At 41.6% G+C, this 12,058-nt stretch carries 12 protein-coding genes; 6 read left to right on the top strand and 6 right to left on the bottom strand.

Annotated elements, in window-relative coordinates:
- Window positions 1-110: 110 nt before the first annotated feature.
- Window positions 111-1,256, bottom strand: coding sequence for a FecR family protein (locus H8S64_RS03345; protein WP_186974927.1), 1,146 nt, complete (start codon window positions 1,254-1,256; stop codon window positions 111-113).
- Window positions 1,257-1,432: 176 nt separating this feature from the next.
- Between H8S64_RS03345 and H8S64_RS03340 the strand changes: the two genes are divergently transcribed.
- Window positions 1,433-1,975: a sigma-70 family RNA polymerase sigma factor gene (locus tag H8S64_RS03340; RefSeq protein WP_186974926.1), complete on the top strand. Its 543-nt coding sequence runs from the start codon at window positions 1,433-1,435 to the stop codon at window positions 1,973-1,975.
- Window positions 1,976-1,984: 9 nt separating this feature from the next.
- On the opposite strand, the gene H8S64_RS03335 is transcribed toward H8S64_RS03340, so the two are convergent.
- The 5 genes from H8S64_RS03335 to carA all read right to left on the bottom strand — a co-directional run bounded on the left by H8S64_RS03335 (window position 1,985) and on the right by carA (window position 8,499).
- A complete protein-coding gene (locus tag H8S64_RS03335; protein ID WP_186974925.1) occupies window positions 1,985-2,500 on the bottom strand; it encodes a PIN domain-containing protein in 516 nt (171 codons plus the stop codon).
- Entirely contained in the window at window positions 2,501-3,553 is a 1,053-nt protein-coding gene (locus tag H8S64_RS03330) for a helix-turn-helix domain-containing protein (RefSeq protein ID WP_186974924.1), read from the bottom strand.
- 71 nt (window positions 3,554-3,624) lie between these two features.
- On the bottom strand, window positions 3,625-4,029 hold the full coding sequence (locus tag H8S64_RS03325) for a hypothetical protein (protein ID WP_099291388.1): 405 nt from the start codon (window positions 4,027-4,029) through the stop codon (window positions 3,625-3,627).
- A gap of 119 nt (window positions 4,030-4,148) precedes the next feature.
- Window positions 4,149-7,361 carry a carbamoyl-phosphate synthase (glutamine-hydrolyzing) large subunit gene (carB, locus tag H8S64_RS03320; RefSeq protein WP_186974923.1) on the bottom strand — a complete coding sequence of 1,071 codons (3,213 nt, stop codon included), beginning with the start codon at window positions 7,359-7,361 and terminating at the stop codon, window positions 4,149-4,151.
- A 49-nt stretch (window positions 7,362-7,410) separates the two neighbouring features.
- Complete coding sequence (gene carA, locus H8S64_RS03315) at window positions 7,411-8,499, bottom strand: glutamine-hydrolyzing carbamoyl-phosphate synthase small subunit (protein WP_186974922.1); 1,089 nt, start codon at window positions 8,497-8,499, stop codon at window positions 7,411-7,413.
- Window positions 8,500-8,668: 169 nt separating this feature from the next.
- Here carA and H8S64_RS03310 point away from each other — a divergent pair, with 169 nt between their 5' ends.
- From H8S64_RS03310 to H8S64_RS03290, 5 genes are all read left to right on the top strand, one after another.
- Window positions 8,669-9,148 (top strand): arginine repressor, encoded by a 480-nt coding sequence (locus H8S64_RS03310; RefSeq protein WP_099291385.1) that lies wholly within the window; start codon window positions 8,669-8,671, stop codon window positions 9,146-9,148.
- Between the two features lie 84 nt (window positions 9,149-9,232).
- A complete protein-coding gene (gene panC / locus H8S64_RS03305; RefSeq protein WP_186974921.1) occupies window positions 9,233-10,072 on the top strand; it encodes a pantoate--beta-alanine ligase in 840 nt (279 codons plus the stop codon).
- Between the two features lie 23 nt (window positions 10,073-10,095).
- Entirely contained in the window at window positions 10,096-10,446 is a 351-nt protein-coding gene (gene panD / locus H8S64_RS03300) for an aspartate 1-decarboxylase (RefSeq protein WP_099291383.1), read from the top strand.
- A 76-nt stretch (window positions 10,447-10,522) separates the two neighbouring features.
- The gene (rfaE2, locus tag H8S64_RS03295) at window positions 10,523-10,942 is read left to right on the top strand and encodes a D-glycero-beta-D-manno-heptose 1-phosphate adenylyltransferase (RefSeq protein ID WP_255469403.1); all 420 of its coding nucleotides are present in this window, start codon (window positions 10,523-10,525) and stop codon (window positions 10,940-10,942) included.
- A gap of 85 nt (window positions 10,943-11,027) precedes the next feature.
- Window positions 11,028-11,492 (top strand): GNAT family N-acetyltransferase, encoded by a 465-nt coding sequence (locus H8S64_RS03290; protein WP_186974919.1) that lies wholly within the window; start codon window positions 11,028-11,030, stop codon window positions 11,490-11,492.
- Window positions 11,493-12,058 lie beyond the last annotated feature (566 nt).

The raw sequence follows: 12,058 nt of genomic DNA, 5'->3' as shown, positions 1-12,058 counted from the left end.
ATCGAGTTAATTAACCGGTTCGTGATTTTCGAGATACACACTGAACCATTAATTTATTCTACAGGATGCACGTCGGCAAACGGGTATCCTGTTTTTCTTTATACATGATGCTATTTCCGGGTAATCTCCACCTCCTTCCCGTCGATTACGAATTTAACATCAGCAACAGACACTATCACGTCCAAAACCTCCCGAAGAGAGGAAGTACGTTTCACCGAGAACACGTATTCCCGCGTATCCGGAACTACTCCCTCGTGCACAAAATCAACATCATAATATAATTCAAGACTTCGCACTATTTGTTCTATCGTTTTACCGTTGAAAAGGACATAACCATTCCGTTTTGCCTTGTATTCTGCCAAATCCACCTGCATCACTTTAATATCTCCCGCTTCGTCAATAGAATACATATCCCCGGGATGGAGTATCGTTTCTTCGGTACCATTTTCGGGAGTGATTCCCACCCGCCCCTCGACCAACACGGCTTCAACCGGCATCTTTTCCCGGGCAAAAACATTAAACGTGGTCCCGTACACCTGCAATTTCATTCGCTCCGTGTTCACGGCAAAACGGTTGGATGATTTAGTCACCTCGAAATAAGCCTCTCCCCGAAGAGTAACTTCTCTCGTGGAACAAGAATCAAATTGCACGGGATAAGTCAACTCGCTGGAAGGTCCGAGTAACACGAAAGTCCCATCAGCCAAAACCAACTCGAAAGTCTTACCCCGCGGCACGATTATCGTGTGCCTCGGCACCTGTTTTTCCACACGGGCAGCATCCTCTTCACTCGTGTTCTCACGCGCGGAATATTCCAATTTATTATCGGCAACTTGTCTCGCGATACCGGAATCCAATTGCTTGGCTGTAAACTTATCGCCGCTCTCGGTAATAATGATTACCTCCGCCGCATGAACGGGAACATGTGCTTTACTCTCGTCGTGCATATTCCCGGTATAATACCACCAAACACCTGCTGAAAGCAACAAAATAACAGACGCTGCCACCGTTGTCCTTTGCCACAACGCACGCCGTTTCCTGCCTCGTTTACTCTTCAACATCTTCTTGTAAAGAATATCCAATTGTCCTTCCGAAAAAGATTCGTTCCGGGTTGGACTATTCGCGTAATAATCCCGGGTACGCCGGTAAAACTCTTCATTCCGGGAATCCTTTTCACGCCAACTTTCCACTTCCTCGATAGTCTTCCGGTCCGCAAAACCGTTGATATATGAAAATAATTTGCTCCAATCTATCTGCATAAAACCACTTGATTTTTATAATAAAACGCTTAAGTGAAAAAATGGGCCCCCCTTATTCCAATATTTTTTTATTATTTCCAACAATATATTTTTACCCCAACAAGTCCAAATAAAAATTTTATCGCATATATTTGTGATGTGGTTTTGGAAAAAAACAGAAATTTTAAATCCCGAATATGCCCGAGGAGAAATTTGAACATATCTTCAAAAGCTATTATAGTGATATATATAACTTCATTTATCACTATATAATGAATAGAGATGATACCGAAGATTTGGTTCAAGACGTGTTTATCTGTTTTTTCGAGAAATATCAAACTATACCGGAAGAGATAAACACGAAACAATACCTGCTGGCGATGTCTAAAAATCGTTGTATCAGCTTTCTCCGTCACAAGAACGTGATAGACCGCAATAACCTGAAGTATTTCGAATCGCTCGTTTTCAGTACCACTTCCGAATATGACACCACGTATGACGACTTGTTCACAAAACTGAATCTGGCAATGGATAACCTTTCCGACTTGCAAAAGCGAATCGTAGAAATGAAATTAGCGGGCAAAAACTACGACGAAATATCGAATGAGCTGAACGTAACACATTCCCAAGTTCATAAAAACATCAAAAAAGCATACACGAAAATCCGGACTTATATCGGTAAAAATCCGGATAAATCAATTCATTGCCTGTTATTTTACCTTTTTTTTCACTCATTCTAGCCGCAAACATCACGACACCATTTCAGTCCATCTTTTCAAACGTTCCGAAATATCCTTATCAGGTAAACGTTGATTAATCGTCCTCAACAAATTTAGTTTATCATACGCAATTTGAGGAGTTATTATATGTTGTTCTACCAACTGATCAAAAATATAAAGAATTCCAGAAACAATAGTTCCCGATTTAACAGCCGATCTACGCAACTTGTTATCTCCCGTGAGTAATCTATAATGATTCTTTTGAGCGTATAACCAAACGGAACAATCAGTAATAGACACATTATTATCTTGTTTCTGCTGATAATCAATTATTTCTAATAATTCATCAACAGAATGTGTCTTAACCGCTAACAAGCCATCATTAAAAAATTGCTCAACTTTTACCCGTTGTTCTTCCTTTACCAATTCATTCATAACAAAATCAGTTGTATGAATTTTCTGAGAAAGTCTAAAAAAATCATCCAATAAATCTATATCACAGAGATCTATAAATACATTGGTATCATTAACAACAACAGTTTCCATTTACACGAGATTTAAACTTTCTTTTAGTTGGTGTACTGGCTTTTTAACCAACACAGAAGCCTTTGAGAATGAAACTATTTCACTTGCTAGAGCCCGATACACGAGTCGTTCGAAACGAGAAGAACATTCTTCAGGAAAACGACTTTTTTCTACAATTTCTTTAAAATCAGATATTCTATTCTTTTTTATATAATACGTTTTTAATCTTGATTCCGTTATGATATTCAATTCTTTCGCCTTATACATCAACGCATCTATCGATACACCGAATTGACATTGAATATCTATCAACTCTTTTAAAGAAATATCTTTCCGACTGTTGCCAATAAGATTAATAAACACAGATTCAGAGATCAAAATCTCATTAGCAAATCGATTACATAAATATTCTTTCTTCTTACTTGATAAAACAGGATCTATATTCAATAATAAATGCCCTAATTCATGTGCCGCCGTGAATCTTTTTCTTTCCGGTAAAAAATTCTTATTCAAAATAATAAACGGACATTTTCCCCCAATAAAGCCACTAAGCCCATCAAAGGAATTATCTGCATCAATTTCTATTACTTTAATCTTATTCTCTTCCAATAATTCTATAATATTATTGATAGGATCTTCACCTATTTTCCATACCTCTCGGAGCCGATCAACTAAAGGTCTTATATCTTTGGCATCCCGTACTACTATATAATCCAATTCAGTACTAAACGTAGAATCAATGTTAAGAATACTTTCTATTTCCAAGTATCTTTCCACCATATCCAAAACTTGTTCTTCAATTTTAGCTTTCTCTTTGGATAATAATTTTGCTTTTTTTCGAAATTCAATTCCTTCTAATTTAACCTGAAACGGTTTGAAAAAATAATCAATACTCGTGTGAAGTACATTTGCCAATTGTATCAACACAGTACTATTGGGTAACATCTTTCCATTCTCATATTTCGAAATAGCTTGTTTAGAAACAATATTACCCATTACTTCACACAATTCATCCATAGAGAGTCCTTGCATGATCCTCGCATTCTTTAATCTTTGAGAAAATATTTGTTCCATAGTAACTTTTATTTGAGTTTACAAATATACGATTTTTAATCAAAAATGTAAACCGAACAAATAATTTTTACTTACCCTTCGACTTCGATATGGATTTCCACATCGTTCACTTCGCAATCTTTAGAACGTAACTCGATAATCATCCCCGGGTGTGTCCAAGTTGTCTGGAAATCGTAATCTTTGAGTTCTCCGGCTTTCAGCGGGAAAGAACGACGGAAACGAATGGCATTTCCTTCCCCGTTTTCCTTGATAATCAATATAGCATCACAATCTAATTTCCCGTCAAAATGTACACGTATCGCTTTAGGTAACTCTATCTTCGTGTTATACTCGAAAATCGCTTCCTGTTGCCCTTTTATCGTGAACGTCTTTTCCTCCACTATTTTGGACGTCTTCATCCAGATAAACAACCCTAGCGCAAACAACACCAGAATAGCACATAAATAAAGTATCCCTTTCAATTTCTTATTCTTCATAAGCACCTATTTTTTGTAATGGTGATTACAAAAATACAAAATTGCCGATTCAAAACAGCAATTTGTTCAAAAAACGCTACTTTAAATCGGCAATTTACTCAACTTTTAGTTTTTATCTCTCAGCTTTCCCCGTATTCGTCCCAACTCTTGATAGCGATTTCGTCAGGATTGACTTTGCAGATTGCATAGATAAACGCACTTGCCAAACGGGCATTCGTGATTAGCGGGATATTATAATCCACCGCGGCACGACGGATTTTATACCCGTTATCCAACTCCCGTTTCGTGTGATTCTTCGGAATATTAATCACTAGGTCTATCTTCCGGTCATGCAAATATTCCATGATATTCGGTTCCTTATCCTCATCCGGCCAGTAAAGAATATTCACGTCGATATTATTTTCCTCGAAGAATTTAGCCGTTCCTTCCGTGGAATATATCGTGAATCCTTTCTCTATCAGCATCCGGGTAGAATTCAACAACTCCACTTTGGAACGCGTGGGACCCGAGGAAATCAGGATATTCTTCTTCGGGATACGATGTCCCACGGAAAGCATACTCTTCAATATTGCCTCGTAATAATTCTCTCCGATGCACCCGACTTCCCCGGTCGATGCCATATCCACTCCCAACACGGGGTCCGCTTTCAACAGGCGGGCAAACGAGAATTGAGAGGCCTTCACTCCCACGTAATCCAAATCGAAAACCGATTTGTTCAACGCCTCCACTTTCTCCCCCAGCATAATCCGGGTTGCCATGTCAATAAAGTTGTATTTCAAGACTTTCGACACGAACGGGAAACTCCTCGAAGCCCGCAAGTTACACTCGATTACTTTTATATCATTGTCTTTCGCCAGAAACTGCATATTGAAAGGGCCGGATATATTCAATTCCCTCGCTATCGACCGGGCAATCTTTTTAATCCGGCGAATCGTTTCCACGTACAATTTCTGGGCGGGAAACACGATTGTAGCGTCACCGGAATGTACACCGGCAAACTCCACGTGTTCACTGATAGCGTAAGCTTTCACCTCCCCTTCCTGTGCCACGGCGTCAATCTCGACCTCTTTCGCCTGCTCGATAAACTCGGACACAACCACGGGATGCTCTTTCGATACTTCCGCCGCCAACTCAAGGAAATGCAATAACTCGTCTTTATTCGACACCACGTTCATGGCAGCCCCCGAGAGCACGTAAGAAGGACGAATCAACACGGGGAAGCCTACCTTATCCACGAAAGCGTATATATCCTCTATGCTCGTCAATTCGCTCCACCGGGGCTGGTCTATTCCCAGTTCATCACACATGGATGAAAATTTCCGGCGGTCTTCCGCCCTGTCAATGGATTCGGGCGAAGTACCCAGTATATTCACGTGCTGCCCGTGCAAACGCATCGCCAAATTATTCGGTATCTGTCCCCCCGTGGAAACAATCACTCCCTTCGGCACCTCCAATTCGACAATATCCATTACCCGCTCGAAGGAAAGTTCATCGAAATACAAGCGGTCGCAGGTATCGTAATCCGTGCTTACCGTTTCAGGATTGTAATTAATCATGACCGAGCGATACCCCATTTTCCGAATCGTGTTCAAGGCACTCACCCCGCACCAGTCAAATTCCACGCTACTGCCGATACGATACGCTCCCGACCCCAACACGATAACCGAACGACCGTCACGCTCGTACGCCACGTCATTTTCAGAGCCATTGTACGTGATATAAAGATAGTTCGTCATGGCAGGATACTCCCCCGCCAGCGTGTCTATTTGCTTCACGACGGGCAAAATACCCAGTTTTTTACGGTATTCTCTCACTTTCAACATCTTCTCGTGATGCGAAAGAGATGTATTTTTAATCGTCAACCGACCTATCTGAAAATCGGAAAACCCGTATTGCTTTGCCGCGCGCAATAAATCCGCGCTAATTTCCTCCTCGCCATTCAATTTTGACAACTCTTCTTTCAACAAGTGAATATTCTCCAAACGTTGCAAAAACCAATGGTCTATCTTTGTCAAATCGTGAATCTTCTGCACGCTGTACCCTTTATCGAAAGCCCCGGCTATGGCGAATATTCTGGCATCCGTCGGGTTCGCCAACTCCTCATCTATATCTCTCGATTTAAGCACATTACCCACGAACCCGTGCATCCCTTGCCCAATCATCCGAATCCCTTTCTGGATAGCCTCCTCAAAAGTCCTACCGATAGCCATAATCTCCCCGACACTCTTCATCGAGGAACCTATCACCTTGGAAACCCCCTCGAATTTATTCAAATCCCAGCGGGGAATCTTACACACCACGTAATCCAACGCCGGTTCAAAACAAGCCGTGGTCACCTTCGTTACAGAATTTTTAATCTCGTGCAACCCGTAGCCCATACCTAATTTCGCCGCCACGAATGCCAACGGGTATCCCGTTGCCTTTGAAGCCAAAGCGCTGGAACGGGAAAGACGCGCGTTCACCTCTATCACCCTGTAATCCTCCGAATTGGGGTCCAAGGCATATTGCACGTTACACTCTCCCACTATCCCTATATGACGGATAATCTTGATAGCGATTGACCTCAGTTTATGGTATTCACTGTTACTCAACGTCTGCGAGGGAGCTACCACGATACTCTCGCCCGTGTGTATTCCAAGAGGGTCGAAATTCTCCATATTACACACCGTGATGCAATTGTCATACTTATCCCGAACAACCTCGTATTCCACCTCTTTCCAGCCTTTCAAAGACTCTTCCACGAGAATCTGCGGCGAATAGGAAAACGCGCTGGAAGCCAGACGTTCCAACTCCTCTTTGTTCGAGCAGAAACCGGAACCCAAACCGCCCAACGTGTAGGCAGCCCGGATAATCACGGGGAATCCCAACCTATCCACCGCCGCGAAAGCCTCCTCCATGCTATTGGCGGCAATACTTCTCGGTGTTCTCACGTCAATCTCAGCCAGTTTCCCGGCGAATATTTCCCTGTCTTCCGTGTCTATAATCGCCTGCACGGGTGTCCCCAACACCTGTACATTATATTTTTCCAATACCTCGGATTTGTACAACTCCACCCCACAATTCAATGCCGTCTGCCCGCCGAAAGAAAGCAGTATCCCTTCCGGACGTTCCTTCTTAATCACCTCTTCCACGAATTCGGGAGTAACCGGCAAATAATATATCTTATCCGCCACTCCCTCGGAAGTCTGCACCGTGGCAATATTCGGGTTAATCAACACGCTATAAATACCCTCTTCCCGCAGTGCCTTCAATGCCTGCGAACCTGAATAATCAAATTCCCCGGCTTCCCCTATCTTTAACGCTCCCGAACCTAGAAGCAAAACCTTCTTCATATTTATTGATTTTAAATTTTAGATTTTAGATTGAAAAATTTCATCATTTTCAACTTTCCATTTTCAATTGTTTCATCGAGGCGATGAAATCATCGAATAAAAACTCCGTGTCCACCGGACCACTCGACGCTTCCGGGTGAAATTGCGCGGAAAAGAACGGCTTTTTCTTGTGCCGTATTCCCTCGTTCGTACCGTCATTCACATTCACGAAAAACGGTTCCCAATCTGCCGGAAGAGTCTTCTCGTCAATGGCAAACCCGTGATTCTGTGAAGTTATATAACAACGCGTTCCCCCGGGTTTCATCACCGGTTGATTATGGCTTCGATGCCCGTACTTCAATTTATAGGTCGAAGCTCCTGCCGCTCTCGCCATCAATTGATTTCCAAGGCAAATTCCCATAATCGGGATATTCCCTTTCAAGGCCTTCCGTATATGTTCGATAGTTTCGACGCACATCGCCGGGTCACCGGGTCCGTTGGAAAGGAAAAGCCCGTCATACTTCTCCCTCGTGAAATCGTAATTCCACGGTACCCGCTTCACCGTCACGTCACGTTTCAATAAACATCGCAGAATATTATTCTTCACCCCGCAATCCACCAACATCACTTTATACTTCCCGTTCCCGTACTCCATAATCTTTTTGGTAGAAACCTCAGCCACGATATTATCCTTATTCGGGTCGTAGAAAGGCACGTCCTCATCATCAAACAAAATTTTCCCCACCATCGCACCGTTATCCCTCAACTTCCGCGTCAAAGCCCGGGTATCTATACCAAAAAGCCCCGGAATCTGTTGTTCTTTCAACCAATCTCCGAGGCTTTTTTGTGAATTCCAATGACTGTACCGGGAAGAATAATCGGAAATCACCAACGCCTTGCAATGAATCCTGTCCGACTCGAAAAACTTCGATATCCCGTCCCGTTCATCATCCACCGGGACCCCGTAATTCCCTATCATCGGGTAAGTGGGAACCAGTATTTGCCCCTTGTAGGAAGGGTCCGTCAAACTCTCGGGATACCCCGTCATTGCCGTATAAAAAACAACTTCCCCGGACACCGATTTCTCGTAACCAAAGGAAGTTCCTTCATAAACCGTCCCGTCTTCCAGAACCAGACGAGCTTTCTTTAATTTCTGCATATTTATTCTATCAACTAAAGATTATATGTAATTATACGCGAAAATAGAACTAATAATCGACACTACAAAGAATATTTATGTGTTTCGATAAATAATTATGCATAAATATATTCATCCATTGAAAATCAAACATTTTTGATTAGTTTTGTAGGGCGTAATATTAACACCTATGAGAAATAAAACAAAGCGCTTGTTATCTATTAGAAAGCTCATCGAGAACGAGCAAATATGTTCACAGGAAGAACTACTGTTCAGACTGAAAGAACTGGGCGTGGAAGCAACTCAAAGCACCCTGTCGCGTGACTTGAAATTCATGAGAGTGGCAAAAATACCTCACAAGGACAAAGGTTACATTTACATCATACCGGAAAGCATCCAGAACGAACAGGCTGACGAAAAAGCATCGGCTATCGTCACGGATTCCATTTCAAGTATCGATTTTTCCGGCAACATCGCCGTCATGAAAACCCTTCCCGGTTATGCCAAAGCCGTTACCGTCTTAATCGACAACGAGAACTATTTTGAAGTTTTAGGCACCATCGGGGGCGATGACACCGTTTTAATCGTGATGCGGGAAGGCGTTACCCACAAGGAATTATTGGACGCCCTTTCCTCCATACACCCTAATATTCACTCGCTATTTAAGTAATCATTTTGAATTTTCAACTTTCAATATGGTATTATCTCGAAAATAGTTTGTAAACTTGCACCCCGTATTTTCAAGATTATAATCATGAATATTATTACAAAGAAAGCGGAATTAACCACCACGATAGAGAAGCTGAAACAAGAAGGGAAAACGGTGGGACTCGTGCCTACAATGGGTGCACTTCACGAGGGACACATCTCTCTCGTAAAAACATGTAAAGAAGGAAACGACGTGGCTGTTGTCAGCGTGTTTGTCAATCCCACGCAATTCAACGATAAAGAAGACCTCAAACGCTACCCGCGCACCTTGGACAAAGATGTCGCCTTACTCGAGAAAAACGGGTGCGACTACGTGTTCGCTCCCAGCGTCGAGGAAATGTATCCCGAGGAAGATACCCGGGTATTCAATTTCGGGTACGTCGAGAGCGTCATGGAAGGAGCCAAACGCCCGGGACACTTCAACGGCGTGGGACAAATCGTCAGCAAATTATTCGATGCCGTTCAACCCCACCGGGCTTATTTCGGGATGAAAGACTTCCAGCAAGTGGCAGTCATCAAAAACATGGTAAAACAACTGCACTATAATTTAGAAATCGTGCCTTGCCCCATCATCCGCGAGGCAGACGGGCTTGCCATGAGTTCCCGCAACACCCTGCTGGAACCGGAATACCGGAAAAACGCGCCTCACATCCATGCCGTTCTTCAAGAAGCCACGAAACTGACTTCCGAAATGAGCGTCGATGAATTAAAACAATGGGTAACGAAAGAAATCAACAAAAACCCCTACCTTGAAGTCGAATATTTCGAAATCGTGGATGACACCGAATTAAAAACCATCCGGGATTGGAAAGAGAACAACGTGAAAGTCGGTTGCGTGGCAGTATACGCCGGTAAAATCCGACTAATTGATAATATTGTATTTTAAACGTATATCAAACTGACACGAAGATGTTTATAGAAGTAGTAAAATCTAAACTTCACAAAGTTACCGTTACTGAAGCCAACCTCCAGTACGTGGGTAGTATCACTATTGACGAGGCTCTTCTGGAAGCCGCCAACATGATAGAGAACGAAAAAGTTCAAATCGTGAACGTCAACAACGGCGAGAGATTAGATACCTATATCATCAAAGGTGAAAGAAACTCGGGTATTATCTGCTTGAACGGACCGGCTGCACGCAAATGCGCCGTGGGCGACGTGATAATCATCATCTCTTACGCCTCCATGGATTTCGAAGAAGCCAAATCACACAAACCCGTTCTCGTATTCCCCGACACGGCTACAAACAAACTAATCTGACACGCCAATGGACTTTTTACCTTACATAGAGAAAAAAATAGCTCACACGCCAGAAGAAGCCTCCAAAACCATCAGCATGTGGAGGTACAGAAACGACAAAATCGTCTTCACCAACGGTTGCTTCGACATCCTGCATAAAGGACACATCGAATACTTGGCAAAAGCCGCTTCTTTAGGAACTAAACTTATTATCGGTTTAAATACCGATAGTTCAGTAAAAAGATTGAAAGGCGATTCCCGTCCCGTGAACGATGAAAATGCCCGGGCTTTAGCGTTAGCTTCATTGATTTTCGTTGACCAAGTCATCTTCTTCGATACCGACACCCCTTACGATTTAATAAAAACGGTACAACCGGACGTACTGGTAAAAGGAGGGGACTACCGCCCGGAAGACATCGTCGGGTACGACATAGTGAAAGCCAAAGGGGGAGAAGTAGTTACCATAGATTTCGTGGAAGGTTACTCCACCACTTCCCTGATAGAGAAAATGAAATAAAATAGTTGCTCGTTATCAACTATTCCTTACAGGAGGATGTATCTCGAGACACATCCTTTTTTTATCAATTAAACCTTAAAACACAATGAATAATTCGATTACAATCCGGGAATACAAATCAATAGACAAAAGTACCGTGATAAATCTAATCAAGTTAAACACGCCTAAATACTTCGCGCCGGAGGAAGAGAATGATTTTAGCAACTACTTGGATAATGAAAGAGAACTCTATTACGTTCTACTCTTTAATGAAAAAATTGTAGGATGCGGTGGAATTAATTTTGCCGAGAATAAAACGATAGGAAAAATCAGTTGGGATATTTTACACCCGGAATACCAAGGAAAATCGCTGGGAACCCGATTACTTGAATATAGAATCGAAAAACTTGAATCCATCAAAAGCGTTCAAAAAATAACCGTCAGAACTTCGCAAGTAGCTTATCAATTCTATGAAAAACAAGGATTTGAACTAAAAGAAATCAAAAAAGATTATTGGGCTAAAGGATTTGATATGTATAAAATGGAGTATTTATACCCAAAACGCAAGTGAATCCGTCTGCAATAAGGCATCACTTCCGGTTCAGTAGTACATATAAAGTTTTTTATACTCTATTGTAATCCTATTAAAACGCTATTGTAATATAGGGTTTTAATAGCGCTTTAATAGGGAACTAATAGCGTTTTACACGGAAGTGATGTGGAAGTGATACCGAAATAATACTATATTCAGCTATAAATCCTACATGTTCATTCTATAAACCGATATATGAATATATAGACATTTATTTGTTAGTATCCCCGTTAGTAACTGTGAATAAAAAAAGAACTAAAAAGAATAACTTCATTTGCATTTCACGAAAAGAGAAGCAAGTAATAATTGAAATCAAAAATCCAAGAATAGTTTTTTAAATTAACCCTGCTTGTTTCTACAAATTACTAACATCAGTTTTCTATCATTTCACAAAATACTTTTTCCGAATCATTATTACTAACAATTGTGGATAACTCAAAAACAATTTTGATTATCAGTACATAATCAATACATACATTGTGAGTAACCTTCAAACCAACAAATAATAACTACAAAAACAAGAGAAATCCATTTATTTTATCACA

It is taken from the genome of Butyricimonas hominis (assembly GCF_014287455.1).
GTDB classification, from domain to species: domain Bacteria; phylum Bacteroidota; class Bacteroidia; order Bacteroidales; family Marinifilaceae; genus Butyricimonas; species Butyricimonas muris.
Note: the sequence above shows the minus strand (reverse complement) of the source record. Positions and strands in the feature narration are given on the sequence as shown.